Origin of the sequence: Streptomyces sp. NPDC017448 (genome assembly GCF_044330565.1) — a bacterium.
Classification (GTDB): Bacteria; Actinomycetota; Actinomycetes; order Streptomycetales; family Streptomycetaceae; genus Streptomyces.
Genome location: NZ_JBIRLM010000006.1, coordinates 212745 through 239383, shown reverse-complemented (window position 1 = coordinate 239383; position 26639 = coordinate 212745). Strand labels below are relative to the sequence as shown.

Below are 26639 nucleotides of genomic sequence, written 5' to 3'. Positions count from 1 at the left end.
AATGGCCGACGAGAACACCCCCGTGACACCTGAATCCGTGACGACCGAGGAGGAGGCCACCGTCCCCGGCGTGGGGATGCGGGTCGAGCCCGTCCAGCTCGAGACGGAGATGCAGCGCTCCTACCTCGACTACGCGATGTCCGTCATCGTCTCGCGTGCGCTCCCCGACGTGCGGGACGGCCTCAAGCCCGTCCACCGCCGGGTGCTGTACGCGATGTACGACGGCGGGTACCGCCCGGAGAAGGGCTTCTACAAGTGCGCCCGCGTCGTCGGCGACGTCATGGGTACGTACCACCCGCACGGCGACTCCTCCATCTACGACGCCCTGGTGCGCCTCGCGCAGCCGTGGTCGATGCGGATGCCGCTGGTGGACTCCAACGGCAACTTCGGTTCCCCGGGCAACGACCCGGCCGCCGCCATGCGGTACACCGAGTGCAAGATGATGCCGCTGTCCATGGAGATGGTCCGGGACATCGACGAGGAGACCGTCGACTTCCAGGACAACTACGACGGCCGCAACCAGGAGCCGACGGTCCTGCCGGCGCGCTTCCCGAACCTGCTGGTCAACGGTTCCGCCGGGATCGCGGTCGGCATGGCGACCAACATCCCGCCGCACAACCTGCGCGAGGTCGCCGCGGGCGCCCAGTGGTACCTGGAGCACCCCGAGGCCTCGCACGAGGAGCTGCAGGACGCGCTGATCGAGCGCATCAAGGGCCCCGACTTCCCTACCGGCGCGCTGGTCGTGGGCCGCAAGGGCATCGAGGAGGCGTACCGCACCGGCCGCGGCTCCATCACGATGCGCGCGGTCGTCGCGGTCGAGGAGATCCAGGGCCGCCAGTGCCTGGTCGTCACGGAGCTTCCGTACCAGACCAACCCGGACAACCTCGCGCAGAAGATCGCCGACCTGGTCAAGGACGGCAAGGTCGGCGGCATCGCCGACGTGCGCGACGAGACCTCCTCGCGGACGGGGCAGCGCCTGGTCGTCGTCCTCAAGCGGGACGCGGTCGCCAAGGTCGTCCTGAACAACCTGTACAAGCACACCGACCTCCAGACGAACTTCGGCGCGAACATGCTGGCGCTCGTCGACGGGGTGCCGCGCACGCTGTCGATCGACGCGTTCATCCGCCACTGGGTGACGCACCAGATCGAGGTCATCGTCCGGCGCACCAAGTTCCGCCTGCGCAAGGCCGAGGAGCGGGCGCACATCCTGCGCGGCCTCCTCAAGGCCCTGAACGCCATCGACGAGGTCATCGCCCTCATCCGGCGCTCCAACACGGTGGAGATCGCGCGTGAGGGGCTGATGGGCCTGCTGGAGATCGACGACCTCCAGGCCAACGCGATCCTGGAGATGCAGCTGCGCCGGCTGGCCGCGCTGGAGCACCAGAAGATCACCGCCGAGCACGACGAGCTCCAGGCGAAGATCAACGAGTACAACGAGATCCTGGCCTCGCCCGCCAAGCAGCGCGGGATCGTGAGCGAGGAGCTGGCGGCGATCGTCGAGAAGTTCGGCGACGACCGGCGCTCCAAGCTGGTGCCCTTCGAGGGCGACATGTCCATCGAGGACCTGATCGCCGAGGAGGACATCGTCGTCACGATCTCCCGCAGCGGCTATGTGAAGCGGACGAAGACCGACGACTACCGCTCGCAGAAGCGCGGCGGCAAGGGCGTGCGCGGGACGAAGCTGCGCGAGGACGACATCGTCGACCACTTCTTCGTCTCCACGACCCACCACTGGCTGCTGTTCTTCACCAACAAGGGCCGGGTCTACCGGGCCAAGGCGTACGAGCTGCCCGACGCCGGCCGGGACGCGCGCGGCCAGCACGTCGCCAACCTGCTGGCCTTCCAGCCGGACGAGAAGATCGCCCAGATCCTCGCGATCCGGGACTACGAGGCCGTGCCGTACCTGATCCTGGCGACGAAGGGCGGTCTGGTGAAGAAGACCGCGCTCAAGGACTACGACTCGCCGCGTTCGGGCGGTGTCATCGCGATCAACCTGCGCGAGACGCCGGACGGCGGGGACGACGAGCTGATCGGCGCCGAGCTGGTGTCGGCCGAGGACGATCTGCTGCTCATCAGCAAGAAGGCCCAGTCGATCCGGTTCACCGCGACGGACGACGCGCTGCGTCCGATGGGCCGCGCCACCTCGGGTGTGAAGGGGATGAGTTTCCGCGAGGGCGACGAACTCCTCTCGATGAATGTCGTCCGGCCCGGTACGTTCGTCTTCACCGCCACCGACGGCGGATACGCGAAGCGGACCGCCGTCGACGAGTACCGCGTCCAGGGTCGCGGCGGCCTCGGGATCAAGGCCGCCAAGATCGTGGAGGACCGCGGATCGCTCGTCGGCGCGCTGGTGGTCGAGGAGACCGACGAGATTCTCGCCATCACGCTCGGCGGTGGTGTGATTCGTACGCGAGTCAATGAAGTCAGGGAGACGGGCCGTGACACCATGGGCGTCCAACTGATCAATCTGGGCAAGCGCGACGCCGTCGTCGGCATCGCGCGCAACGCCGAGGCCGGTCGTGAGGCGGAAGAGGTCGAAGGGGCCGACGACGCCGAGGGCGAGACGGCCGAGGTTCACGCCGAGGGCGTGATCGAGGGCATTGTCGAGGGCACGGAGCCTTCGACCGGGGAGCACGAGGAGTAAGAGCGTGAGTGGAGCCACGGGCGCCGGTTCGGCCGCTTCCGGAGCAGGAGCGAACGGTGCCCGTGGCCCTGCCACGGACTCCCAAGGGGGCACTGTGACGGACACACGAGGGTCTCAGCCCCAGTACGAGGGTTACGCGACCGGGCCGCTGCCCGGCGAGCGTGAGCCCGCACCGGGGCCTTCGGGGCCGTACCACCCGCCCCAGGCGTACCAGGCGCCCGGCGGCGGCACGCAGGGCGGCCAGCAGCGTCCCGGCCAGGGTGGCGGCACTCTGGGGGGCGCGCAGGGCGTGGACGGCGCTCAGGCGACGCGCAAGCCGCGCACGGGGGCGCGGACCACTCCGCGTACCCGCAAGGCCCGTCTGCGGGTGGCCAAGGCCGACCCGTGGTCGGTGATGAAGGTCAGCTTCCTGCTGTCGATCGCGCTGGGCATCTGCACGGTGGTGGCGGCGGCGGTGCTGTGGATGGTCATGGACGCGATGGGCGTCTTCGAGACCGTCGGCGGCACGATCAGCGAGGCCACCGGCTCGAACGAGAGCAACGGCTTCGATCTGCAGTCGTTCCTGTCGCTGCCGCGCGTGCTCGTCTTCACCTCGGTCATCGCCGTGATCGACGTGGTGCTGGCCACCGCGCTGGCGACGCTGGGCGCCTTCATCTACAACCTCTCGGCGGGCTTCGTGGGCGGCGTCGAGCTCACGCTGGCCGAGGACGAGTAGGGCGCCGGGTATCGATTTTGGGACTGGCCCCGACGTGCGCTAATCTTCAGAGGTCAGCGCGGAGCAGTACAGCGCGGCGGGGCTATAGCTCAGTTGGTTAGAGCGCATCCCTGATAAGGATGAGGCCACAGGTTCAAATCCTGTTAGCCCCACCGGACACGAAGGCCCCTCACCGGAGACGGTGGGGGGCCTTCGGCATCTGCGGCTGACATCAGCCGATCAGCGGGTCTTGCACCCGCTTGAACGGGGTGAACCGGCGCTGGTCGAAGTCGATGTCCTGTCGGCGCGGCCCCAGCACCCCACCGCGCCGCAGGCCGAGGACGAGCGCCAGGACGCAGGCCGCGTGGAGCCGGTGGGCCCGAGCGGACCGGAGGAACGTGACGGCCCCCCGCGCGTGCCACGGCTTCGCCTGCTTCTCCGTCACCTTCGGCATGTCCACCGGCTCGGCCACGTTCCGGGCGCTCGCCTCACAGATTCTGCTCAGCCGTCGGTCTAGCCTTGAACCGGCAGGTCCGGATGGGTGAACACAAAGATCATGTAAGCCACCGCGGCTCCTGTCCCTACGGTCGAGAGCGTCAGTCCGATCAGAGGCTGAGCACGGTCGGCGTCCTGACGCGAAGCAGCGCGGTATTCGATGACACCCCGGACCAGGCCTGTCAGCCCCAGAGGCAAGGCCACCAGCCAGATGAGCATCCAGAACGGACAGCAGAACCAGAGGGCGACGGAGGCCCCGCCGAAAGCGACGGCGAGACTCCTCCGCCCCGGTCTGTCGCCAGGCGAGTCACCGGTAGAGATCATGTGGTGATCAAAACATCACCAGAACGGTCGCCCGGCACCGCCTCTGGACGAGTCCGTCCCCCTCACGTGCCCGATCGCCCGATCCGAGCTGGAAACCGGGGTGAACACCGCAGAAACGCGGTGCAAGGGCACGCCGGGGCACTCCTGCCGGCCGTGAGAACTGTCCAGCTTCCGGTTGAGGTCCGACACCAGCACCTGACACCCACAGGGATGGACGGCGGCGGTCAACGCCGAACCTCAACGGGCAACCGTTCCAGGCGCAGAGCCGCTTGACCGACGTCGCCGACTCCCCGTGATCGTCCCGGTAAGGATGAGGCCACGGGTCCACATCCTGTCGGCCCCACCGGAGACGAAGGCCCCCACCGGAGACGGTGGGGGCCTTCGGCGTGTTCCGGTGTTCCGGTGTTCCGCCGGGGCGTCGGGCGGGGGGCTACAGCGTGGCCGCCCGGATCACCATGGCTACCGGCGTCAGCCCGCAGGTGAGGCCGGCGGACAGAAACACGTACGCAAGGGCCTTGAAGGCCCTGTGCCGTTGGGCCCGGCAGGCGGCGAAGCACGTGAAGCTCGCGATGGCGAGGCACGGCAGGACGATGAAGAAGAAGCCCAGAGCCGCCATGCGATTCCTCCGCTGAGCACGTCAAGTCACCTCGCGTCGCGGCCGACCGCGACGTTCGAGATCCTCGCAGACGGGTCGGCGGGGCCGGCATCGGGCGTACGGGAAGGGCCTCGGGCCGCCCGCCGGGTCTCCCCGGCACGCGAAAGGCCCCCGGCCGGTGTGAACCGGACCAGGGGCCCCGGAGTGCGGCGCCGGGGTCAGGGGGGTGGCGCCGGGGAGTCGCCTTCCGGGGCTGTGGAGTGGGAGCCGGACTGGCCGGTGCTACGAGCGGTCTCCGCGGGGTCGACCGCCAGGTGGCGGGTGGCCGGGGAGGAGCCGTGGGCCTCGGCCCGGATGCGCTGCTTCATCGTGGGCGGGAGAGCGCGGTCACGCGGAAGGGTCCATCGGACCGAGGGAGCGTACGGAGTTGCCGCGGTGGCGGCGGTGTGCTCGTGGGTCGTGGCGCTCGGCGTCAGGGCGGCGTTCGTGGCGTTCGTGGCGCTCGCGGTGCTCGCCGCGGCGGTGGCGAGGCCCAGCGACGCCAGGAGGGCGAAGAAGGCGGTGACGAAGGCGGTCCAGATGTTCTTGGGCTGGAAGGTGCTCATGGCCCCTCGCTTTCGGACGGTCCGGTTGCTGACTTCTCCGATCATGGGGAGCCGAGCCGCGAATGCGAGGACCGACCCCCGTGCTGCACCGATCTTCGGATGAACACCACTCGTATGGTGCAACCGGAGGGGACGGCCTCTCGCGGGCTCCCGAGAAGGGCGTCGAGGGGGCGTTCCGGGCGCCGGAGAGGGCTCGCTCCGCGGTCGCGGGCAGGTCACCGATCGGTATCGGCCGGTGTGTATAGTCGGCGGCGGAAGGCCCCAAAACCAAGGAAAGACGAGGTAGCGCGGTGAAGAAGCTTCTCCTGGTCGCACTGGCCGCCATCGGCGGGCTCCTCGTGTACCGCCAGATCCAGGCGGATCGCGCCGAGCAGGATCTGTGGACGGAAGCGACCGACTCCGTGCCCGCAGGTTCGGGTGTGTGAGACGGCACAGTCTGATACGGGCCCCGGTCGCTGAGCGGCCGGGGCTTCGTGCTGTCCGGGGCCGGGGTGCTCGGTGGGGGACGCCGGCGAGCGGGGCCGGGCCCGCGGATTCACTTGAGCGAATAGATGGCTTGCTTACGTGAATGACCGTCAGCCGGGGTGTCGGCGGGGTGAGGGCGGGTCGCCGACGCGGACCGGCGGGGCGATCCGCGGAGGGCCGGAGACAGCGGTGGGGCGGGCGGGGCAGGATGGACCGGCCGCGGTGTCGGGCGGGCCGACGGCGCCGGCGCGTGAGGACGACGAGGGGAAGCGCGTGAAGAGGCAGCGCAACAGGGGGCGGGTGGTGGCCGCGGCGCTCGCGGCGATGTGCGCGGTGGCGGTGCTGCCGGGCGGGGCGCACGCGGCGGATCCGGGGGCGTACGCGTTCGATCCCGACGCGAAGAAGGTGCAGGGGGCCGCGGCCAACGTCGAGGCGTCCGAGCTGGACGAGGGCGTTCCGTACCGCAGCACCATCCGGCCGGGCGAGAAGCTGTACTACCGGGTCGCCCTGGACGACGTCTCCAACGCCTACGTCTCGGCGGTCGCGGTGCCCGGCGGCAGCGGTCCGGCCGCCTACGGCGACGGCATCGAGGTCAGCCTCCGGGAGACCGACGACACCCGGTGCAGCTGGGAGCGGGCGGTCTTCGGCTCGGGGGAGTACGCCCGCCCCGTCACCGCGTACGCCTACCGGACGATCGAGGAAGGCGCCACCTCCTGCCAGGAGAGCGGTCAGTACGACGTCCTCGTCGAGCGCGAGACCAAGGACGCCTCGGACACCCGGGCCTGGGACCTGGAGCTGCGCTTCCTCCGGGAACCACGGCTGAAGAACGCCTCCGCCATGCCGACGGAGGCGCCCGAGAGCTGGCCGTCGGCCACGCCGCAGCCCCTGACCGGCACGCAGCGGAAGCGGGCCGGCGGGTCGGGGTACTCCGAGGCCACCAGCCTGGAGAACGGCCGCTGGCAGGACACGGTCGCCCCGGGGCAGACCCGCTTCTACCGGGTGCCGGTGGGCTGGGGCCAGCAGCTCCACGCCACCGCGGTCCTCTCCAACAGCACGGGAACGGCGAAGGAGTTCGTGGGCAGCGCGCTGACCCTGTCGCTGGCCAACCCCGCCCAGGGGTTCGTCTCCGACGCCGCCCTCGCGTACTCGGGAGGGCCCGCCTCCGCCTCCCTGCGGCCGCTGCCGCCGGTGGCCTACCGCAACCGGTACGACTCCTCGACCCAGGTCAGCGCCATGCGCTTCGCGGGCTGGTACTACCTGGCGGTCTCCCTCAGCCCGAAGCTGAAGGAGTCCTACGGCTCCGGGCCGATCCCGTACGAGCTGTCGGTCCAGGTGAAGAACAGGGCCGGGGAGTCCCCGTACGAAGGGGACGCCGGGGTCTTCGGCGTCACCGACCAGGACCGCGAGGTGGCCCGGAAGGGGCAGAACGCCGAGCAGGCCGCGAAGAGCGGCCCGATGAAGGTGGTCGCCGCGGCGGGGATCGGCACGGGGACCGTGCTGGTGCTCGGGCTCGGCGCCTGGACACTGCTGGCCCGCCGCCGCGCCGCCGCCCCGGCCGCCGCCTCCGGCGTACCGGGCCCCGGAACGCCGCGGGGCCGGTAGCCGCCTGCGGCACGCGTCGGCGGCCTCGCCCTCCCGCCTGCGGCACGCGTCGGCGGTCTTCTGTCCTACGGGCTGCGGCCCGGGTCCGGCGGGCAGACCGTCGGGCCTGCCGGCTTGGGTCCGGCGGGCAGACCGTCGGGCCTGCCGGCCTGGGTCCGGCGGGCAGGCCGTCAGACCTGGGTCAGGGCCCAGACACCGACCGCGAAGCAGATCAGTGCCGCCAGCAGCACCCCGGCCGCCACCTTCGGGGACGGTCCCGGAAGCGTGCGTCGTTCAGGGGCGGGGGGCGTGGCGTGCTGCACCGACGGGCCGGGCACCGGGGGGAAGGGCTGGTGCGGCTGGGGCTGTTGGTGCTGCTGGGCCGTGTAGGGGCGGGTGGCGGCGGGGTCGCGCGGTACCCCGGAGGTCGGTGCCCGGGAGGCGTCCGGGGCGCCGACGACGTACGGGGGCGGCGCTTCCACGGCGTACGGCACGGGCTCCGGCGGCTTCCGGTGCGGCTCCGGGTGAACCTGTCGGCCGTGGGGTTCCGGCCGGTGCTCCGAACCGGCCTGCGGGTGGGGCTGCCGCGGAGGGGGCGCGGCCTCCGGAGGGGGCGCGAGGTGGAAGCTGCCCGTCTCCGACATCGAGACGGGGGGCGGGGTGGCGGGTTGCGGGCCGGTCGGCTGGGGAACGCTCTGCTGTGCCGCTCCAGCGGCCGCCGGGCCCGGGGCGCCGGTCCCGGCGTCCGAGGAACGCCGGGGGGCGGTGGGCGGCCCGTCGGGGCCGTATCCTGCGGGTAGCGGCCCGATCTGGTCGAACACCTCCACCGGCTCGTCGCCCGGGCCGGGTTCGGGCAGCATCTCGACCGCCGCGGCCAGCGCCTTGCGCGCACCCGTCGCGGTGCGGAACCGGGCGTGCGGGTCGGGCTGGAGCAGGCCGGCGAGCACCTGCCACAGCGGCTCGGGGACCCCCTTGGGGGCGCCCGGCGTGCCGTGCTCCGCGAAGTGCTCGACCAGCGCCTGGGCGTCGGGCTTCTTGCCCTGGAGCAGGTAGAGCGCGACCAGGCCGACCGCGAAGAGGTCCGCCGGGAAGTCGGGCTCGGCGCCCATCATCTGCTCGGGAGCGAAGTAACCGGGCGTGCCGACCACGTAGTTGGTCTCGGTCAGCCGGGGCTCGCCCTTGCGCATCGAGATGCCGAAGTCGGAGAGGCGCAGATGCGGGCGGCCCGTCCCGGTCGCCTCCAGAAGGATGTTGGCCGGTTTGATGTCCCGGTGCACCACCCCTTCGGCGTGCACCGTGGAGAGGCCGGAGAGCAGCTGGTCCAGCAGCAGGCAGACGAGGTGCGGCGGCAACGGGCCGTAGTCGCCGATGAGATGGGCGAGCGACCCGCCGCCCACCAGCTCCATGGTGAACAGGACCTTGTCGTCGTCGGCGGCCCAGCTGGCAGGAGCCAGCACATGCGGGTGCTCGATCCGCAGGGCCTGCTCGCGGACGAAGCGCAGCAGCGTGTGCGCGTCGCTCTGCTGGAGCACCTTGGCGGCGACGTACCTGCGGCGGCGGTGGTCCCAGGCGCGCCAGACGGCGCCGACCCCGCCCCGTCCGATCGGATCGATCAGCTCGTACCGACCGGCGAAGACCTCACCCATTGCGCTGCGCCCGCTCCCCGTTCCCGTGGCGCCGCGGCTGCTGCCGCGGCCCGTGTCCGGCCCCCGTGGTCCGGCGGCACCAGGGCGCTGCGCGGCGCGCGTGCCCTGGCTCCGTCCTGCGGCCCGATTCCTGTGAAGGGTCCCCGGGCCTGTCGTTCGGGTCGTGCCGGGCACACGGGCCCGGCCCGAACGGAACGTCCTCGCTCCGGCGGGACGTCCTAGCTCTGGTGCCCTTCGTAGTGCGCGACCGCGTCCGCGGTGCGCCCCGCGCCGTACACCTTGAGGAACTCTGCCAGCTCCGGGTGGGTGGGCGCGAGGGCGTCCGCGGCGTCGATGATGTCGCCGGCCGCGGCGACCGACCGCAGCAGGGACTGGATCTCGCGCACCACCCGGCGGACGGTGGGGGCGCCGCCGGAGGAGGAGGTCTGGCCCGAGGGGATGAGGACGGAGCCGCCCTGCGACTTCTTGATCTCCTCCATGCGGTCGGTGGCCTCCCCGGCGCTGACGCTGCCGTCGGCCACCTGGCCGGCCAGCTCCTGGAGGGCCTGGACGCGCTGGACCACCGCGGGGTTGCCGATCTTGGCACGCTGGCCGCTCATCAACTGAGAGAGCATCGGGGCCGAGAGTCCGAGCACGGCCGCCAACCGGGCCTGGTTCAGACCGAGGTCATCTATCAGTCGACGGAAGAGCGCCCCCAACGGCTCCCCGTACCAACTGCGTTGAAGTTCTCTGGCTCTTGCCGTCGCCTCTTGCTGCGCTGTGTCCATGGCGTCTCCCCATCGCTGCGGCTTCGCTGCTGCGAACCTTGCGAGCATCTTACGGAGCGTGGTCGTCCACCGGGAGTCCCTATCTTTTTGCAGGAACACGGGGGTCACCCGGTACTCTGGTTCGCGACGGTGGCCCTGGCGCGGACGTGCTGGGCGTTACCCTCGTGCGTAGTGGCCCGGGGCCTTAGCTCAGTTGGTAGAGCGCTGCCTTTGCAAGGCAGATGTCAGGAGTTCGAATCTCCTAGGCTCCACAGCGTGAAGGCCCCCCTGACCTGCGAAAACGTGGTCAGGGGGGTCTTTTTTTCGTCGTGCGGCCCCCGGGCGGGGGCCGGCTCTGCGGGCGGCCGGGCGGGCGGGGCTGCCGGCCGGTGCCGCGAGGGGGCCCGCCGACCGGGTTCCCGGGTCTTCGCGCGGTGTTCCGCTTCCGTCCCGGAGGCCCCTCCCCTCTTCCCCCCGGGGACGAGTGCCGGGGAACCAGGCACACTTCCTGCATAAGCAGTCGAGCCATTAAGGACTCAGGCATGATCACGTTGACGAAGGAAGACGGACCCGCGGACCTGGACGGGGTGACGCACCTGAGCATCGGGGCCTCGTGGGATCCGACCGTAGGGAGCAGCGGCGGTCTGATGGGGAAGATCCGGCAGAAGGCCGGTACGGACCTCGACCTGATCGCCATCGCGATGCAGGGCGGGGATCCGGTGCGGCTCGCCGGCCTGGACTCCCTGGACCCGCTGGGCAACGGCTCGCTGGTGCACAGCGGGGACAACCAGACCGGTCACGGGGACGGTGACGACGAGACGGTGACCGTCGAGTTCGCCAGGGTTCCCCCGAACATCACGTCGATCGTCTTCGTCGCCGCCGCGTACAAGAAGCGCAGCTCGTTCAGCAACGCGCGCAACATCAGCTTCAAGGTGTACGACGCGACGGGCGGCAGCAGCCAGCAGGTCGCCGACATCTGGCCGAGCATGCTCACCCAGGACAACGGCGTCGCGGTGGCCAAGGCGGTCCGGCAGGGCTCGGGGTGGAAGCTCCAGGTGATCAATGAGACCGGGAAGATCAAGCAGGGCGACGAGCACGCCCTCATGCGCTTCGCGGTGAGCCGGTAGTCGGCAGCCGTTCGTTCAGGCGAACGCGGCGAACGCGACGAACGCGGCTGCGGTGACCGTCCGACGGTCACCGCAGCCGCGTTCTCGTTCCTTCCGGAGGCGCTCCGCCCGGCTCAGGGCCGGTCGTCGAGGCCCGGGGTGTCGTCCTGGCCCGCTTCGGCCTCGGCCTGCTTGGCCTTGACCTCCGGGTCGAGGTCGGCCCGGTCGCTGCCGTCGACCGAGCTGAGCGGCGAGCGCTCGTCGCCCACCTCGGTGGCGACGGGCGGCTCGACCAGCCAGTCCGGGTTGGCCTGCTTGTCCCACCAGCGCCAGGCGGCGTACGCGCCGCCGGCCAGGACGCCCAGCACCAGGAAGCCCTTCGCGGCCCGGCCGGCCCTGGCCCGCCGCTGGTGCTTCCGGGCGAGCTTCTGGATCTCCTTGGCCGTCACCTGGGTGCGCAGCGCGGCCAAGGCGGCAGCGCCCCGGGCGGAGGCCTGTTCGGCGACGGGCAGGGCCGCCGCCCGGGCCTGCTCGACGCGCGGCGCGGTGTAGTCGGCGGCGCTCCGGGCGGCCCTGCGGGTGGAGGCCGCGGCGCGCTGCGCGGCCTCGTCGACGCGGGGCGGCACGTGCGTACGGGCCTGCTCGATACGGGGCGCGAGGTGCGAGGCGTACTGGACGCGGGCCTGCTTGGCCGCCTTCGTCACCTTGGGCGCGAGCAGGGCACGCGCTTCGTGCGCGAGGTGGGCCGCCTGTTCCTTGGCCGTGTCGGCATAGGGCGCCACCACTTCCGCGGCGTGCTGCGCGCTGTCCTTCGCCGAGTCGGTTGCGGCGCGCACGCTGTCGATGCGGGTCACGAGATCCTCCTCCTTGGTGGCGGGTAGGTACTCCGCCTGTCCGCCCAGTTCGAAATCATGCCTGTTGCGGCCATGCCCGGCATGCGGGACGGGCATCCGGGTCATGACCGTCATCTGCGGCCGGAACGGTTCATACAGGTGAGACCGTTCTTGGGGTCGAAACGGTTCATGTGGTCGAAACGGTTCATGTGGAGTGTGCCGACGACAATGCCATGGTTCGGTGGTGGACGCGCCGCTTCGCTCGCCATCCGGCCGTACGTTTCCCCGCCCGTGGGAGGATCGGCGGACGTCGGCGCAGGATGTGACGGCAGGCGAAGGACGAAGGAAGGCAGATCGTGGCCGAGCAGCTTTACGCCACTGTGAAGACCGATCAGGGCGACATCGAGATCCGGCTGCTGCCGAACCACGCCCCCAAGACGGTCAGGAACTTCGTCGAGCTGGCCACCGGGCAGCGCGAATGGACCAACCCGGAGACCGGCGAGAAGACCACGGACCGGCTGTACGACGGCACCGTCTTCCACCGGGTGATCAACGGATTCATGATCCAGGGCGGCGATCCGCTGGGCAACGGCACGGGCGGCCCCGGCTACAAGTTCGCCGACGAGTTCCACCCCGAGCTGGGCTTCACCAAGCCGTACCTGCTGGCCATGGCGAACGCGGGGCCGGGGACCAACGGATCGCAGTTCTTCCTGACCGTGGCCCCCACCACCTGGCTGACCGGCAAGCACACCATCTTCGGGGAGGTGGCGGACGAGGCGGGCCGCAAGGTCGTCGACGCCATCGCGGCCGTCCCGACCAATCCGCGCACCGGCCGCCCGCTGCAGGACGTGGTGATCGAGTCCGTGGTCATCGAGACCCGCTGACGGGGTACGCGTTCCCCGTGCGCGCCGGGCGGACCGGGCGCGCTGGGCGGCCCGGCGGGAGCGCGGGGGCGCCCTCCCGGGGGAGCGGCCGGGGAACCGACCGCCCCGTCCGTCCGTACGGATAAGGGGCGGGCCGCCGGGGCGGAGCTGCCCCGTCGTCCGGGAGACGAGCACCGAGAGGCAGGTCGGGACCGATGGACCAGCAGCCGCCGGCGGATCGCGGCGCCTCGGGGAGCGGTGCTCCGACACCGGTCTGCTACCGCCACCCCGACCGCGAGACGGGTGTCGGCTGTACGCGCTGCGGACGGCCGATCTGCCCCGACTGCATGGTCAGCGCTTCGGTCGGCTTCCAGTGCCCCGACTGCGTACGCCGGGGCCCGGGCGCCGGGCACCACCCCGCGGCCGGTCGGCCGCGCACGGTGGCGGGCGGCCCGGTGGCCGCCGATCCACGGCTGGTCACCAAGATCCTGCTGGGCGTCAATCTGGCCCTCTTCATCCTGGTCACCGTCCGTCCCGTACTGGTGGGCGACCTGACGCTGGTCGGGCTGGCGTGGGACCGCGAGCCCCCGCCGGGGGCCTTGGCGGGCGTCGCCGAGGGCCAGTGGTACCGCTTGGCGACCTCGATGTTCCTGCATCAGGAAGTGGTGCACATCGCGTTCAACATGCTGGGCCTCTGGTGGCTCGGCGGGCAGCTGGAGGCGGCCCTCGGCCGCTCCCGCTACCTCGCCCTCTACCTGCTGTCCGGTCTCGCCGGAAGCGCGCTGACCTACCTGCTCGCCCCACCCGGCGAGCAGTCGCTCGGAGCCTCCGGCGCGATCTACGGGCTGTTCGGCGCGACCGCCGTTCTGATGCGCCGGATGGATTACGACATGCGACCGGTGCTCGTCCTGCTGGCGCTGAATTTGTTCTTCACCTTCAGCTGGGGCGGCATCGCCTGGGAGGCGCACATCGGCGGGCTGGTCGCGGGCGTCGTCATCGCCGTCGGCCTGGTCCACGCCCCGCGCGAGCGGCGTACGACGGTGCAGGCCGGGGTGTGCGCTCGTCCTGCTGGCCGTCGTGGCCATGGTCGTCGCCCGCACGGTGGAGCTGAGCTGAGCGGGGTTCACGCGACCGGTGGGCCATCGGACGGATGACCGGAACAGTCGGGAAAAGGTGCTTTTCGCCCCTGGCGGCATCGAAGTTGTCCACAGTCTGCACGGAATCTTGTGCAGGGTAAGGGGAACGGGTGTTCCTGCCGCCGCCGAGCCGTCCTTCTCCGCCTGGGCAACGGGAGGCAGCCCCCCTGGGCGAGGGAGGCTGCGGTCACGCCGACGTCCAGGTGAGCGGAGGTTATCCACAGATCGTCCGATCTTTTCCCCCGGTTGTGGATAACTCTGTGGGTAACTCAGGGCAGAGCTTGCGTGGGAGGGCGACGAGCGGGTACAGGGCGAGCGGCCGACCGTTGCGGAGCCAACGGCACCGGCATCACCGGCGTCACCGGACGAGGGGGTACGTCACTTCCACTGCGTCGACACGGCGAAGCCGCCGGCGATGAAGCCGAAGCCGACCACGATGTTCCAGTTGCCCAGGGAGTCGATCGGGAGATCGCCCTCGGTCACGTAGAACACCACGATCCAGGCCAGCCCGATGAGGAACAGGGCCAGCATCACCGGGGCGACCCAGCTGCGGTTGGTCAGCTTTATGGCCGTTGCCTGCTTCGCCGGGGGCGGCGTGAAGTCGGCCTTCTTGCGGATACGTGACTTCGGCACGAGGGACTCTCCTGTCGATGCGCTGCGTGACCGCGCAGGGATCTGTGGCGGGCGTCGGGGCGGGTGCCAGGGGGAATGCCGCCTCCCCCGAGCGTCCGTTAGCGTAGTGCTTCTCCGGCGCCTGATGAGATAAGGGTACGTTGAGCAATTCTGCCGACTCCCCCGAAGGCCCGGGCCGGCGCACCTCGGTGTGGGCGGCCCGGGGGCTCACCGCTGCGGTCTTCGCCCTGGCCGGGCTGATCTTCGTCACCAGCGCCAACGCCGCCAAGGGCACCGATCTGCGCAGCGACTCCTCCCTGCTCAAGCTCTCCGACCTGATCCGGGACCGCAGCGAGAAGAACGGCCGGCTGAACGACGCGGCCGCCGCCGTACGTACGGACATCGACGCCCTCGCCCAGCGCGACGACGGCTCCACCGAGGCCGAGGACGCCGAGCTGAAGGCCCTCGAGAAGGCGGCCGGCACCACGGAGATCAGCGGCGGCGCCGTGAGCGTGACCCTCGACGACGCGCCCCCCGACGCGACCGCCAACCCCGGCTACCCCGAGCCCCAGCCCAACGATCTGGTCATCCACCAGCAGGACCTCCAGGCGGTGGTGAACGCGCTCTGGCAGGGCGGGGCGCGCGGGATCCAGGTGATGGACCAGCGGCTGATCTCCACCAGCGCGGTCCGCTGCGTGGGCAACACGCTGATCCTCCAGGGCCGGGTCTACTCACCGCCCTACAAGGTCACCGCGGTCGGCGACCCCGGCAGGCTCAAGCGGGCGCTCAACGACTCCTCCGCCATCCAGAACTACCTGCTGTACGTGAAGGCGTACGGGCTGGGCTGGAAGGTCGACGAGGACGAGGCGGTGACCCTTCCCGGGTACTCGGGCACGGTGGACCTGCACTACGCACAGCCTGTGGAGTGAGTTCGCGCCGAGCCCCCGGGAAGACCGTCCCGCCCTCCCCGCCCGGGCGCACCCGGAGGCGGCGCGGCCGGTGCCCGGGGGGCGGCGGCCGGAGCTCTCCGGCTGATCCGTGCCCGGTCCGGGGTTTTCCACCGCTGCCCCACGCCCGGGCCGCCGCCCTTTAGTCTGGTGCGGGCACCGAATGGAGGAAACGGCATGTACGGCTGGATCTGGCGGCATCTGCCGGGCAACGCATGGGTGCGGGGCTTCATCTCGCTCGTGCTGGTCCTGGCGGTCGTCTACGTGCTGTTCCAGTACGTGTTCCCGTGGGCGGAGCCGCTGCTTCCGTTCGGTGATGTGACCGTCGACGGCCAGAGCGCCGAGGGAGCAGGAGCCGGCCGGTGACCGCACGCGTCCTCGTCGTGGACAACTACGACAGCTTCGTCTTCAACCTCGTCCAGTACCTCTACCAACTCGGCGCCGAGTGCGAGGTGCTGCGCAACGACGAGGTGACCACCGCCCACGCCCAGGACGGCTTCGACGGCGTCCTGCTGTCGCCCGGCCCCGGCACGCCCGAACAGGCCGGCGTCTGCGTCGAGATGGTGCGCCACTGCGCGGAGACCGGCGTTCCGGTCTTCGGCGTCTGCCTGGGGATGCAGTCGATGGCCGTCGCGTACGGCGGGGTCGTCGACCGGGCCCCCGAACTGCTGCACGGCAAGACGTCCCCGGTGACCCACGAGGGCAAGGGCGTGTTCGCCGGGCTGCCGTCCCCGTTCACCGCCACGCGCTACCACTCGCTCGCCGCCGAACCCAGCGCGCTGCCCCCGGAGTTGGAGGTCACCGCCCGCACGGCGGACGGCATCGTCATGGGGCTGCGCCACCGCGACCGGCCGGTGGAGGGGGTGCAGTTCCACCCCGAGTCGGTGCTCACCGAACACGGCCACCTGATGCTCGCCAACTGGCTGGAGCAGTGCGGGGACCAGGGGGCCGTCGCACGGTCGGCCGGGCTCGCGCCCGTGGTGGGCAAGGCCGTCGCGTGACCGGGGGCCGCCCCGGACACGGCGCCGGACCGGAGAACCCTTCTGCACGCGGGGCGTACGGGGGCCACGGCGGGGCCGACGGCGCGTTCACGGCGGCGGTGGACGGTCTCGCGGACCCGCTCAACGACCCGCTGCCCGGCGGGCACACGTCGCCGTGGTTCCGGGCGGACGCCCTTCCGGCCGCGGAACCGGCCCACGAGGCCGGACACGTACCCTCTCCGGGCCCTCAGCAGCCCCCGGGAGCCCCGAACGAGTGGTACGACCCCGCCGGGTACCAACGGGACTGGTACGGGCCCCAGGAGCCGTCCACGCGAGGAGCGGCCGCTGCGCCGGCGGCGCCCGCCTCCTCGGGGGCTCCGCCGTCCTCCGGGGGCCCGGCGGCCCCCGTCGAGGAGCGGGCCCCGGCCCCGGCCTTCCCCGCCGAGCCCCGTACCGAGGTCTTCGACGCCGTCGGCGCGGAGGCCGCGGGGCCGCGCACCGAGGTCCTCTCCCCCGTCCCGGACGGGCCCGCCCCCGCCTCCGCCCCGCCCCCCGCCCCCGGCGGACGCGCCGAGCGGCGTCGGGCGGCCAAGGCGAGCAGCCGACGGCGCCGGGGGCCGGCCCCCGACCAGAGCGCCCCGGCCGCCCCGGCCGCCCCGGCCCCGGCCTCCCGGGTGGAGGCGCGGCGGGCGGCCCGGGCGGCGAAGGACAGCCCGGCGGTCGTCGCCAGCCGGCTGGTCGGCGAGACGTTCATCTCGCTGGGCGTGCTGATGCTGCTGTTCGTCACCTACCAGCTCTGGTGGACCAACGTCAGGGCCGAGCAGATCGCCGGCAAGGAGGCCGGCCGGATCCAGGAGGAGTGGGCCAGCGGCGACCGCAGGCCCGGGGTGTTCGCGCCCGGCGAGGGCTTCGCGATCATGCACATACCCAAGCTGGACGTCGTCGCCCCGATCGCCGAGGGCATCGACAAGGAGAAGGTCCTCGACCGGGGGATGATCGGCCACTACGGCGAGGGCAAGCTCAAGACGGCGATGCCCTCCGACAAGGAGGGCAACTTCGCCGTGGCGGGCCACCGCAACACCCACGGCGAACCCTTCCGCTACGTCAACAAGCTCAACCCCGGCGACCCGATCGTGGTCGAGACGCGGGATGCGTACTACACGTACGAGATGGCCAGCATCCTTCCGCAGACCTCGCCGTCGAACGTCTCCGTGATCGAGCCGGTGCCGGCCGGCTCCGGGTTCGACAAGCCGGGCCGGTACCTCACGCTGACGACCTGTACACCGGAATTCACGAGTACCTACCGGATGATCGTCTGGGGCAAGATGGTCGACGAACGGCCGCGCAGCAAGGGGAAGCCCGACGCGCTCGTCGGCTGAACATCCTCACGACAGGGACGGTGCGGTGACAGCGAGGACCGAGCACGACGAGCGGACCGGCACGTCCGCGCCGCCGCCCCCGCCGCGCCGCCACCCCGTCGCCACGGCCGTCGGCGTCTTCGGCGAGCTGCTGATCACCGCCGGCCTGGTGCTCGCGCTGTTCGTCGCGTACTCCCTGTGGTGGACCAACGTGCTCGCCGACCGCGAGGCCGACAAGCAGGGCGACACGGTCCGCAGCCGGTGGGCGGGCGGGCCGGGCGCCCTGGACACCAAGGACGGCATCGGCTTCCTGCACGTGCCCGCCATGAAGAACGGCGAGGTGCTGGTCAAGAAGGGCACCGACCCCGAGACCCTGAACAACGGCATCGCGGGCTACTACACGGACCCGGTGAAGTCGGCCCTTCCCTGGGACGACGAGGGCAACTTCACGCTGGCCGCGCACCGCGACGGACACGGCGCGAAGTTCCACAACATCCACAAGCTCGGCGAGGGCGACGCGGTCGTCTTCGAGACCAAGGACACCTGGTACGTCTACAAGGTCTACAAGACGCTCCCCGAGACCTCGAAGTTCAACGTCGACGTGATCCGCCCGGTCCCGGAGGAGTCGGGCGTCAAGAAGCCCGGCCGGTACATCACGCTGACGACCTGCACCCCGGTCTACACCTCGAAGTACCGGTACATCGTCTGGGGCGAGCTGGAGCGTACGGAGAAGGTCGACAGGGACCGCACGAAGCCGGCCGAACTGCGCTGAGCGGCGCGTACGCGCTCCCGTACACGGGAAGGGCCCCGGCCACCATCACGGTGGCCGGGGCCCTTCCCGTACGGGGTGGGGCGGGCGGTGGTTCAGTCGTCGCCCATGCCTCCGAAGAGGCCCCCGACCCCTCCGTTTCCGCCGCCCCCGCCGTTTCCGCCGCCTCCGCCGCCCTCGATGGTCACCAGCATGACGGTGCTGCCCTTGTCGGCCTCCGTGGTCGGCGCCGGGCTGCTGGTGATCACCCGGGCGTTCGGATTGTCGACCGAGTTCGGCGCCAGCTGGACCACGAAGCCGAGCGCTTCGAGCTGGCCCTTGGCGTCCTGGTACGACTTGCCCGCGATGTCGCCGGGGATCTGGACCTTCTCCGGCTGGGCCGGGCCCTTGGAGACCTTGAGGACGATCTGCACGTCCTTGCCCTGCTTGCTGGGGCCGGTCGGGGACTGCTCGATGACCTCACCCGCAGGCTTGTCCGATTCCACGTCGGTCCGCGAGACGTTGGTGAAACCGATGCCCAGAAGCTGCTGCTGCGCCGCCTCGAACGTACGGGTCCGCATGTCGGGCAGGTCGAGCGTGGCCTGGACGGCCACGGTGATGGTGACCTCGGACTCCTCGTCGGCCTGGGCGCCGCCCTTGGGGTCCTGCTTGACCACCGTTCCCTCGGGCTTCTCGGACTCCGTCGTGGTGACGTTGACGGTGAAGCCCTTCTTCTCCAGCTCCTCGCGGGCGCCGTCCTCGGACTTCTCCAGGACGTTGGGCACCTCGACCGTGGGCGCTCCGGAGGAGACGACGACCGTGACGGTGCCGTCCTTGTCCATCACCGCGTCGGGCGACGGGTCCTGCGAGCAGATCTGGCCCTTCTCCTGCTGCTCGCACGGCTCCTCGGCGCCCTTCTTCACGGTGACGCCGGTTCTCGCCGCGAGCGTCTCCGCCTCCTTGAGCGTGGAACCCACCAGGTTCGGGGCCTTGATCTGGTTGTCGCTCTCGTTCTCGGAGAAGACCACGCGGCCGATCAGGATGGCGCCGATGAGGACCAGGACGCCCGCGACGACCAGGAGGATCGTCGAGGTGTTGCTCTTCTTCTGCTGGCGCCGGCGGCCCCCGCGGTCGTCGTAGCCGTAGCCGCCGTCGTCCGGGTCGACCGGGGGCAGCATCGAGGTCTGCGCGTGGTTCGGGTCGGTCGGGCGCAGGGCGGTGGTCGGCTGGTCGCTGTTGTAGCCGTCGTAGCCCCCGTACCCCGCGGCGCCCATCGCCGCCGTGGCCGCGACCGGCTGGCCGTCGAGGCACGCCTCGATGTCGGCGCGCATCTCGTCGGCGGACTGGTAGCGGTAGTCCGGGTCCTTGGTGAGCGCCTTCAGCACGATCGCGTCCATCTCGGGCGTGATCTCGGGGTCGAAGTTGCTCGGCGGCTGCGGCTCCTCCCGGACGTGCTGATAGGCCACCGCGACGGGCGAGTCCCCGACGAACGGGGGCCGTACGGCGAGCAGTTCGTACAGCAGGCAGCCCGTGGAGTACAGGTCGGAACGGGCGTCGACCTGCTCGCCCTTGGCCTGTTCCGGGGAGAGGTACTGGGCGGTGCCGATGACCGCGGCGGTCTGCGTCATCGTCATGCCGGAGTCGCCCATGGCGCGGGCGATGCCGAAGTCCATGACCTTGACCTGGCCGGTGCGCGTCAGCATGACGTTGGCCGGCTTGATGTCGCGGTGGACGATCTGGGCGCGGTGCGAGTACTCCAGGGCCTGGAGGATGCCGACGGTCATCTCCAGCGTGCGCTCGGGGAGCAGCCTGCGACCGGAGTGCAGCAGTTCCCTCAGCGTCGACCCGTCGACGTACTCCATCACGATGTACGGGATGGAGACCCCGTCGACGTAGTCCTCACCGGTGTCGTACACGGCGACGATCGCGGGGTGGTTGAGCGAGGCGGCCGACTGGGCCTCTCGGCGGAACCGGGCCTGGAACGACGGATCGCGGGCCAGGTCGACCCGGAGCGTCTTCACCGCTACGGTGCGGCCGAGCCGGGTGTCGTGGGCGAGGTAGACCTCGGCCATGCCACCACGGCCGAGCACCGAGCCCAGCTCGTACCGGCCGCCGAGGCGACGCGGCTCTTCCATAACTGTTCCAGCCCTCTCCGTCAGTCCCGACCGCACCCGTGTGTGGTCCGCGGCGGTGCGCTGTTCGCGCATACGCTACCGGGCACGGGTGAAGTGATCAGCCCGCACCCGGTATCCCGATATCCGACCGGTATCCGATGTCCGGTATGACGGTCGGCCGCCGTGACGGGTCTCACTTCCCGCTGTCGATGACCGCCTTCATCACATCGCGCGCGATGGGGGCGGCCAGCCCGCCACCGGAGATGTCGTCCCGGTTGGCGTTGCCGTCCTCGACCACGACGGCGACGGCGACCGGGGAGCCGTCGTCGGTCTTCGCGTACGAGATGAACCAGGCGTACGGCTTCTCGCTGTTGTTCAGACCGTGCTGGGCGGTACCGGTCTTGCCGCCCACTGTGACGCCGGGGATCCGGGCGTTGGTTCCCGTGCCGTCCTTGACGACGGTCTCCATCATCTGCTGGATCTTCTGGGCGTTCTCACCGGAGAGCGCGCGGCTGAGTTCCTCGGGTTCGTGGGTGTAGACCGGGTCCAGGTCGGGCGCCTGGCGCTCGGCGACCATGTACGGCTGCATCAGCTTGCCGTCGTTGGCGATTGCGGAGGCCACCATGGCCATCTGGAGCGGGGTGGCGCGGTTGGACGCCTGACCGATGCCGGCCATGGCGTTCTGCGGCTTGTTGTCCTCGGGGTAGACGCTCGCGTCGGCGCGGACGGGGGTGAAGACTTCCTTGTTGAAGCCGAACCGGTCCGTCTGTTCGATCATCTTCTTGTTGCCGAGGTCGTCGCTCATCTTCCCGAAGACGGTGTTGCACGACACCCGCAGGGCCTCCCGCAGCGAGGCGTTCTCGCAGGGGATGTTCCCCTCGTTCCTGAGCTGCGTGGTGGAGTGCGGCAGCGTCCAGGGCAGCGGGGAGTCCGTCTTGGCGTCGATGTCGTCGTAGAGGCCGTTCTCCAGGGCCGCGGCGGCGGTGACGACCTTGAAGGTGGAGCCCGGGGGGTAGGTCTCGCGCAACGCCCGGTTGAGCATCGGCTTGTCCTTGTCCTCCAGCAGCTTCTGCCGGGCCTCGGAGTCCTTGTCGGAGTTGCCCGCGAACACGGAGGGGTCGTACGAGGGGGTGCTCGCCAGGGCCAGGATGGCGCCGGTCTTCGGGTCGAGGGCGACGACGGCGCCCTTCTTCTCGCCGAGCCCCTGGAAGGCGGCCTTCTGGGCGTCGCCGTTCAGGGTGGTGACGACGTTGCCGCCCTGCTTCTTCTCCCCGGTGAACATGGAGAGGGTGCGGTTGAAGAACAGCTGGTCGTCGTTGCCGGTGAGGATGCCGTCCTCCAGCTTCTCCAGCTGCGAGGAGTCGAACGCCTGCGAGGAGTAGCCGGTGACGGGGGCCCACAGGGGCCCGTTCTTCCAGACGCGCTTGTAGGTGAAGTCGCTGCCGTCGGTCTCGACGGAGCCGGTGACCGCCTTGCCGTCCACGATGATGTCGCCCCGCTCGTGGGCGTACCGCTCGATGCGGATGCGGCGGTTCTCCTCCCGGCCGGTGAGCTCGTCGGCCCGGACGTACTGGATCCAGTTGTCCCGGAGGAGGAGGGCGAACATCAGGAGGCCGCAGAAGATCGCGACCCGGCGCAGCGGCTTGTTCACGGACGGACCACCTGGGTCATCTCGGCGTCGGTCGAGGGGGCGGGGGCCGGTGCGGGCCGCCGCGCGGTGTCGCTGATCCGGATCAGGATGCCGATCAGCGCCCAGTTGGCGATGACGGACGAACCGCCGGCGGCCAGGAACGGCATCGTCATACCGGTGAGCGGGATGAGCCCCATGACGCCGCCGGCGACGACGAAGACCTGGATGGCGAAGGCGCCGGAGAGGCCGATGGCCAGCAGCTTGCCGAACGGGTCGCGGGCGGCCAGCGCGGTGCGCACGCCGCGTTCGACGATCAGCCCGTACAGCAGGAGGAACGCCATCACGCCGGCGAGCCCGAGCTCCTCGCCCACGGTGGCGAGGATGAAGTCGGTGTTGGCGGCGAAGAGGATGAGGTCGGAGTTGCCCTGGCCGAGGCCGGTGCCGAGCGTGCCGCCGGAGCCGAAGGCCATCAGCACCTGGGCCATCTGCTCACTGGCCGCGTGCGTTCCCCAGCCCGCGAAGGGGTCGAGCCAGGCGGTGACGCGGTCCTGCACGTGCGGCTCGAAGGAGGCCACGCCGACCGCGCCCACGGCCGACATGGTGAGGCCGAAGACGATCCAGCTGGTGCGCTCGGTCGCCACGTAGAGCATGACCACGAACATGCCGAAGAAGAGGAGCGAGGTGCCGAGGTCGGTCTCGAAGACGAGGATCAGGATCGACATCGCCCAGATGGCCAGGATCGGACCGAGGTCCCGGCCGCGGGGCAGGTACATGCCCATGAAGCGGCGGCTGGCGAGGGCCAGGGCGTCGCGCTTCACCATGAGGTAGCCGGAGAAGAAGATCGCGATGACGATCTTGGCGAACTCACCGGGCTGGATGGAGCCGATGCCCGGGATGGTGATCCAGATCTTCGCGCCGAACTGGGCGGGGAAGAACATCGGCAGGATCAGCAGGATGAGCGCCACCACCATGGAGATGTAGGTGTAGCGCTGGAGGATGCGGTGGTCCTTGAGCAGGAGCAGCACGCCGACGAACAGGGCCACGCCGAGCGCGGAGAAGATCAGCTGCTTCGAGGCGGCGGGCGCGAAGCTGGGGAGCCGCGCCAGCCGTTCCGACTGGTCCAGGCGCCAGATCAGCGCCAGGCCCAGGCCGTTGAGGAGGGTGGCCAGCGGCAGCAGCAGCGGATCGGCGTACTTGGCGAACCTGCGCACCACGAGGTGCGCGACGCCGCCGAGCAGGGCGAGGCCCGCCCCGTAGCCGAGCATGCCCGCGGGCAGCTCTCCGTTGAGGGCGAGGCCCACGTTGGCGTAGGCGAACACCGAGATGGCGACGGCGAAGACGACGAGTGCCAACTCGGTGTTGCGGCGGCTCGGTGCGTCGATCGCGCCGATGGTGGTCGTGTTGGTGACAACGCTCATGGTGCTGAAGGCCCCCTACGGCTTACTGCTTACCGCACTGCGGGACCAGCTTCTTCTCTTCCTCCGAGAGGCTGGGGCCGGGAGTGGGAGCGGTGGTCGGCTTGGTCCCCTTGGCGGAGGACGTGGCGGAAGTCCTGGTGGCGGGGGCCCCGGCGGTGCCGCCGGCCTCGCCCTCGCCCGTGCGGGCCCGGTTCTCGGCGTCGGCCGCGCGGCGCTGCGCGTCCTTCTTGCAGGCGGAGGCCTGGGCGGCGAGCTCGGCGATCTTCTGGCGGGCGTCGGTGATGTTGCCCTCGGCGATCGTCGACTCGACCTGCTTGCGCTGGTACGGCGGCAGGTACTTGAGCTCGATCTCGGGGTGGTTCTTCTCGACCTTCGAGAGCGAGATCCAGGCGAGGTCCTGGCTGATGCCCTGGAAGAGGGCGACGTTCTCGTCCTGGGTGCCGACGTAGTACTGCGTCTGCGTCCAGCGGTAGCCCCCGTAGAGCCCGCCGCCGATCACGGCCAGCGCGAGCACGATGTAGACGGAGCGCTTGAGCCACGGGCGGCCGCCGCGCGGTTTGACGAAGTCGTCGTCCGTGTAGGCCTCGTAGGAGCCCTCCGGCATGCCCCCGTACCCGGAGTCGCCGCTGCCGGGAGGGCCGAAGCCGCCGGCGGGCGGGGGCACGGGGCGGCCGAGGCCGGCCGCGCGTCCGGCGGGCGTCTGCATGGCGCCGCCGTCGCCCAGCTGGGCCTGGTTCTCCGCGACCGCGCCGACGACGACCGGGGTGTCGTTGAGCCGGCCGGCCAGGGTGTCGTTGTTGTCGACGTCCAGGACGTCGGCGACGATGCAGGTGATGTTGTCGGGGCCGCCGCCGCGCAGGGCGAGCTGGATCAGCTCCTGGATGGTCTCCTGAGGGCCCTGGTAGCTGGCGAGGGTCTCCTCCATCGTCTGGTGCGAGACGACGCCGGAGAGGCCGTCCGAGCAGATCAGGTAGCGGTCGCCGGAGCGGACCTCACGAATGGAGAGGTCCGGCTCGACGTGGTCGCCGCTGCCCAGCGCCCGCATCAGCAGGGAGCGCTGCGGGTGGGTGGTGGCCTCTTCCTCGGTGATCCGGCCCTCGTCGACGAGGCGCTGCACCCAGGTGTGGTCCTGGGTGATCTGCGTCAGGACGCCGTCGCGCAGCAGGTACGCGCGGGAGTCGCCGACGTGCACCAGGCCGAGGCGCCGGCCGGTCCAGAGCAGGGCGGTGAGCGTGGTGCCCATGCCCTCCAGCTGGGGGTCCTCCTCGACCATGACGCGCAACTGGTCGTTGGCCTGCTGCACGGCGGAGCCGAGCGAGGTCAGGAGGTCGGATCCCGGTACGTCGTCGTCGAGCGGGACGAGCGTGGAGATCACCTCGGAGCTGGCGACCTCCCCGGCCGCCTGGCCGCCCATGCCGTCGGCGATGGCGAGGAGGCGGGGACCGGCGTAGCCGGAGTCCTCGTTGCCCTCCCGGATCATGCCCTTGTGCGACCCCGCGGCGAAGCGCAGCGACAGACTCATGCGCGCCTGCCCCGTCGACTCCGCCTCGGGGTACAGCCTGTCTCGAGCCACACTGCCCACCCTCCGGTCGGGAACCGGGCAGCGTCCACCGTCGGGACCGCCGCGGCTCGCTCGCTCCGCTCGCTCATTGTCGTACTACTTCCGCAGCTCGATGACGGTCTTGCCGATACGGATCGGCGCGCCCAGCGGAACTGGTGTCGGGGTGGTGAGCCGGGTCCGTTCCAGATACGTGCCGTTGGTGGACCCGAGATCCTCGACGATCCACTGGCCGTCACGGTCCGGGTAGATCCTGGCATGCCTGCTGGACGCGTAGTCGTCGTCCAGCACGATCGTCGAATCATGGGCCCGGCCCAGGGTGATGGTCTGGCCCTGGAGCGCGACCGTGGTGCCCGTGAGCGTGCCCTCGGACACGACCAGCTTGGTCGGCGCCCCCCGGCGCTGCCGGCCGGACTGCTGGCGCTGCTGGGGCGGCGCCGCTTGTTGTTGTTGTTGGCGTCCCTGCTGCGGGCGCGTTTCGGCGGCACCGCGGCGTGAGCCGCGTTGCGTTACGCGCGTTCCGAACAGGTCGCTGCGGATGACCTGGACGGCCACGATGACGAACAGCCACAGAACAGCCAGGAAACCTAGCCGCATGACCGTAAGGGTCAGCTCTGACATTGCCCCCGCTTCACCCTTCGGCTTGCCGGTAAACGATGGTGGTGCTGCCCACGACGATCCGCGAGCCGTCGCGGAGCGTAGCGCGGGTGGTGTGCTGCCCGTCTACCACGATGCCGTTGGTAGACCCGAGATCCTGGATCGTCGAGGGCGTTCCGGTCCGGATCTCACAGTGCCGGCGCGATACGCCGGGGTCGTCGATCCGCACGTCGGCGTCGGTGGATCGTCCCATCACCAACGTCGGGCGGGAGATCTGATGGCGGGTGCCGTTGATCTCGATCCAGCGCCGGGTCCGGGCGTCCGGCATGGGGCCGGGCGCGGCCGGGGGGCGCCGGTCGCTCGTGGGGGCCGGGGGCCGTCCGGAGCCCGGCGGCGGGGCCGCGGGCATCGGCGGGGCGGCGCTCGGGGGGTAGCCGTAGCCGCCCGGGGCGGCGGGCCGCCCGGCGGGGGGCTGGTGGGGGTGGCCCGCCGGCTCCTGCTGTGACGTGCTCGACGCCAGGGTGCGGCTGCGGACCCGGTAGAGCCCCGTGTCGAGGTCGTCGGCCTTCTCCAGGTGGACCTTGATCGGCCCCATGAAGGTGTAGCGCTGCTGCTTGGCGTAGTCGCGCACCAGGCCGGAGAGTTCGTCGCCCAGCTGTCCGGAGTACGGGCTGAGCCGCTCGTAGTCGGGCGTGCTGAGCTCGACGATGAAGTCGTTGGGGACGACGGTCCGCTCGCGGTTCCAGATCGTCGCGTTGTTGTCGCACTCGCGCTGGAGCGCGCCGGCGATCTCGACGGGCTGCACCTCGGACTTGAAGACCTTGGCGAAGGTGCCGTTGACCAGCCCCTCGAGGCGTTGCTCGAAACGCTTCATGACCCCCACGGGGCACCTCCTCCGTTGTCATCGTCCCTGTACTGCTTACTGATCGTATCCACGCGTCGGG

At 70.8% G+C, this 26639-nt stretch carries 25 protein-coding genes, 2 tRNA genes and 1 pseudogene; 14 read left to right on the top strand and 14 right to left on the bottom strand.

Features of this window, described 5'->3' with window-relative positions:
* Nucleotide 1: 1 nt before the first annotated feature.
* The 3 genes from gyrA to ACH4K1_RS13330 all read left to right on the top strand — a co-directional run bounded on the left by gyrA (nucleotide 2) and on the right by ACH4K1_RS13330 (nucleotide 3511).
* Entirely contained in the window at nucleotides 2–2644 is a 2643-nt protein-coding gene (gene gyrA, locus ACH4K1_RS13340; protein ID WP_228993665.1) for a DNA gyrase subunit A, read from the top strand.
* Between the two features lie 94 nt (nucleotides 2645–2738).
* Complete coding sequence (locus ACH4K1_RS13335; RefSeq protein WP_228993666.1) at nucleotides 2739–3359, top strand: DUF3566 domain-containing protein; 621 nt, start codon at nucleotides 2739–2741, stop codon at nucleotides 3357–3359.
* Between the two features lie 78 nt (nucleotides 3360–3437).
* Nucleotides 3438–3511: transfer RNA gene (locus tag ACH4K1_RS13330), tRNA-Ile, on the top strand.
* Nucleotides 3512–3570: 59 nt separating this feature from the next.
* Here ACH4K1_RS13330 and ACH4K1_RS13325 read toward each other — a convergent pair.
* The 4 genes from ACH4K1_RS13325 to ACH4K1_RS13310 all read right to left on the bottom strand — a co-directional run bounded on the left by ACH4K1_RS13325 (nucleotide 3571) and on the right by ACH4K1_RS13310 (nucleotide 5357).
* The gene (locus ACH4K1_RS13325; protein WP_398089135.1) at nucleotides 3571–3810 is read right to left on the bottom strand and encodes a hypothetical protein; all 240 of its coding nucleotides are present in this window, start codon (nucleotides 3808–3810) and stop codon (nucleotides 3571–3573) included.
* A gap of 41 nt (nucleotides 3811–3851) precedes the next feature.
* Nucleotides 3852–4052 carry a hypothetical protein gene (locus ACH4K1_RS13320; RefSeq protein WP_398089133.1) on the bottom strand — a complete coding sequence of 67 codons (201 nt, stop codon included), beginning with the start codon at nucleotides 4050–4052 and terminating at the stop codon, nucleotides 3852–3854.
* A gap of 535 nt (nucleotides 4053–4587) precedes the next feature.
* Nucleotides 4588–4773 (bottom strand): hypothetical protein, encoded by a 186-nt coding sequence (locus tag ACH4K1_RS13315; RefSeq protein ID WP_398089131.1) that lies wholly within the window; start codon nucleotides 4771–4773, stop codon nucleotides 4588–4590.
* Between the two features lie 197 nt (nucleotides 4774–4970).
* Entirely contained in the window at nucleotides 4971–5357 is a 387-nt protein-coding gene (locus ACH4K1_RS13310; protein ID WP_398089129.1) for a DUF6344 domain-containing protein, read from the bottom strand.
* Between the two features lie 290 nt (nucleotides 5358–5647).
* On the opposite strand from ACH4K1_RS13310, the gene ACH4K1_RS13305 reads away from it, so the two are divergent.
* Together ACH4K1_RS13305 and ACH4K1_RS13300 are read left to right on the top strand one after the other, a co-directional pair.
* Nucleotides 5648–5782: a DLW-39 family protein gene (locus tag ACH4K1_RS13305; RefSeq protein ID WP_003958712.1), complete on the top strand. Its 135-nt coding sequence runs from the start codon at nucleotides 5648–5650 to the stop codon at nucleotides 5780–5782.
* Between the two features lie 313 nt (nucleotides 5783–6095).
* Nucleotides 6096–7424 carry a hypothetical protein gene (locus ACH4K1_RS13300; RefSeq protein ID WP_398089127.1) on the top strand — a complete coding sequence of 443 codons (1329 nt, stop codon included), beginning with the start codon at nucleotides 6096–6098 and terminating at the stop codon, nucleotides 7422–7424.
* Nucleotides 7425–7594: 170 nt separating this feature from the next.
* On the opposite strand, the gene ACH4K1_RS13295 is transcribed toward ACH4K1_RS13300, so the two are convergent.
* Together ACH4K1_RS13295 and ACH4K1_RS13290 are read right to left on the bottom strand one after the other, a co-directional pair.
* Nucleotides 7595–9049: a serine/threonine protein kinase gene (locus ACH4K1_RS13295; protein WP_398089125.1), complete on the bottom strand. Its 1455-nt coding sequence runs from the start codon at nucleotides 9047–9049 to the stop codon at nucleotides 7595–7597.
* A 218-nt stretch (nucleotides 9050–9267) separates the two neighbouring features.
* Nucleotides 9268–9816, bottom strand: coding sequence for a helix-turn-helix domain-containing protein (locus ACH4K1_RS13290; protein ID WP_398089124.1), 549 nt, complete (start codon nucleotides 9814–9816; stop codon nucleotides 9268–9270).
* Between the two features lie 178 nt (nucleotides 9817–9994).
* On the opposite strand from ACH4K1_RS13290, the gene ACH4K1_RS13285 reads away from it, so the two are divergent.
* A tRNA-Ala gene (locus ACH4K1_RS13285) sits at nucleotides 9995–10067 on the top strand.
* Between the two features lie 270 nt (nucleotides 10068–10337).
* Nucleotides 10338–10922 carry a TerD family protein gene (locus ACH4K1_RS13280; protein ID WP_398089122.1) on the top strand — a complete coding sequence of 195 codons (585 nt, stop codon included), beginning with the start codon at nucleotides 10338–10340 and terminating at the stop codon, nucleotides 10920–10922.
* Nucleotides 10923–11035: 113 nt separating this feature from the next.
* Here the strand turns inward: ACH4K1_RS13280 and ACH4K1_RS13275 are convergent, their stop codons facing one another.
* A complete protein-coding gene (locus ACH4K1_RS13275; protein ID WP_398089120.1) occupies nucleotides 11036–11755 on the bottom strand; it encodes a DUF5324 family protein in 720 nt (239 codons plus the stop codon).
* Between the two features lie 335 nt (nucleotides 11756–12090).
* On the opposite strand from ACH4K1_RS13275, the gene ACH4K1_RS13270 reads away from it, so the two are divergent.
* Both ACH4K1_RS13270 and ACH4K1_RS13265 read left to right on the top strand, forming a co-directional pair.
* Nucleotides 12091–12618: a peptidylprolyl isomerase gene (locus tag ACH4K1_RS13270; RefSeq protein WP_398089119.1), complete on the top strand. Its 528-nt coding sequence runs from the start codon at nucleotides 12091–12093 to the stop codon at nucleotides 12616–12618.
* 194 nt (nucleotides 12619–12812) lie between these two features.
* A pseudogene (locus tag ACH4K1_RS13265) lies at nucleotides 12813–13713 on the top strand (rhomboid family intramembrane serine protease).
* 398 nt (nucleotides 13714–14111) lie between these two features.
* On the opposite strand, the gene crgA reads toward ACH4K1_RS13265, so the two are convergent.
* On the bottom strand, nucleotides 14112–14366 hold the full coding sequence (gene crgA, locus ACH4K1_RS13260) for a cell division protein CrgA (protein WP_073768234.1): 255 nt from the start codon (nucleotides 14364–14366) through the stop codon (nucleotides 14112–14114).
* Between the two features lie 140 nt (nucleotides 14367–14506).
* On the opposite strand from crgA, the gene ACH4K1_RS13255 reads away from it, so the two are divergent.
* The 5 genes from ACH4K1_RS13255 to ACH4K1_RS13235 all read left to right on the top strand — a co-directional run bounded on the left by ACH4K1_RS13255 (nucleotide 14507) and on the right by ACH4K1_RS13235 (nucleotide 18402).
* Nucleotides 14507–15274: a DUF881 domain-containing protein gene (locus tag ACH4K1_RS13255; protein WP_398089118.1), complete on the top strand. Its 768-nt coding sequence runs from the start codon at nucleotides 14507–14509 to the stop codon at nucleotides 15272–15274.
* Nucleotides 15275–15469: 195 nt separating this feature from the next.
* The gene (locus ACH4K1_RS13250; RefSeq protein WP_228993681.1) at nucleotides 15470–15658 is read left to right on the top strand and encodes a hypothetical protein; all 189 of its coding nucleotides are present in this window, start codon (nucleotides 15470–15472) and stop codon (nucleotides 15656–15658) included.
* Entirely contained in the window at nucleotides 15655–16293 is a 639-nt protein-coding gene (locus tag ACH4K1_RS13245; RefSeq protein WP_228993682.1) for an aminodeoxychorismate/anthranilate synthase component II, read from the top strand. The genes ACH4K1_RS13250 and ACH4K1_RS13245 overlap by 4 nt, the downstream gene beginning before the upstream one ends.
* Nucleotides 16290–17651 (top strand): class E sortase, encoded by a 1362-nt coding sequence (locus ACH4K1_RS13240; protein WP_398089115.1) that lies wholly within the window; start codon nucleotides 16290–16292, stop codon nucleotides 17649–17651. The genes ACH4K1_RS13245 and ACH4K1_RS13240 overlap by 4 nt, the downstream gene beginning before the upstream one ends.
* A 25-nt stretch (nucleotides 17652–17676) precedes the next feature.
* Nucleotides 17677–18402 carry a class E sortase gene (locus ACH4K1_RS13235; protein WP_398089113.1) on the top strand — a complete coding sequence of 242 codons (726 nt, stop codon included), beginning with the start codon at nucleotides 17677–17679 and terminating at the stop codon, nucleotides 18400–18402.
* A gap of 92 nt (nucleotides 18403–18494) precedes the next feature.
* On the opposite strand, the gene pknB is transcribed toward ACH4K1_RS13235, so the two are convergent.
* The 6 genes from pknB to ACH4K1_RS13205 form a co-directional block, all read right to left on the bottom strand.
* Nucleotides 18495–20513 carry a Stk1 family PASTA domain-containing Ser/Thr kinase gene (gene pknB / locus ACH4K1_RS13230; RefSeq protein WP_398089112.1) on the bottom strand — a complete coding sequence of 673 codons (2019 nt, stop codon included), beginning with the start codon at nucleotides 20511–20513 and terminating at the stop codon, nucleotides 18495–18497.
* Between the two features lie 172 nt (nucleotides 20514–20685).
* Nucleotides 20686–22143, bottom strand: coding sequence for a peptidoglycan D,D-transpeptidase FtsI family protein (locus ACH4K1_RS13225; RefSeq protein WP_398089110.1), 1458 nt, complete (start codon nucleotides 22141–22143; stop codon nucleotides 20686–20688).
* On the bottom strand, nucleotides 22140–23540 hold the full coding sequence (locus ACH4K1_RS13220; protein WP_398089108.1) for an FtsW/RodA/SpoVE family cell cycle protein: 1401 nt from the start codon (nucleotides 23538–23540) through the stop codon (nucleotides 22140–22142). The genes ACH4K1_RS13225 and ACH4K1_RS13220 overlap by 4 nt, the downstream gene beginning before the upstream one ends.
* Before the next feature lie 22 nt (nucleotides 23541–23562).
* The gene (locus ACH4K1_RS13215; RefSeq protein ID WP_398089285.1) at nucleotides 23563–25062 is read right to left on the bottom strand and encodes a PP2C family protein-serine/threonine phosphatase; all 1500 of its coding nucleotides are present in this window, start codon (nucleotides 25060–25062) and stop codon (nucleotides 23563–23565) included.
* A 135-nt stretch (nucleotides 25063–25197) separates the two neighbouring features.
* The gene (locus tag ACH4K1_RS13210) at nucleotides 25198–25719 is read right to left on the bottom strand and encodes an FHA domain-containing protein (protein ID WP_228993689.1); all 522 of its coding nucleotides are present in this window, start codon (nucleotides 25717–25719) and stop codon (nucleotides 25198–25200) included.
* 10 nt (nucleotides 25720–25729) lie between these two features.
* Complete coding sequence (locus ACH4K1_RS13205; RefSeq protein WP_398089106.1) at nucleotides 25730–26578, bottom strand: FhaA domain-containing protein; 849 nt, start codon at nucleotides 26576–26578, stop codon at nucleotides 25730–25732.
* Between the last annotated feature and the right edge of the window lie 61 nt (nucleotides 26579–26639).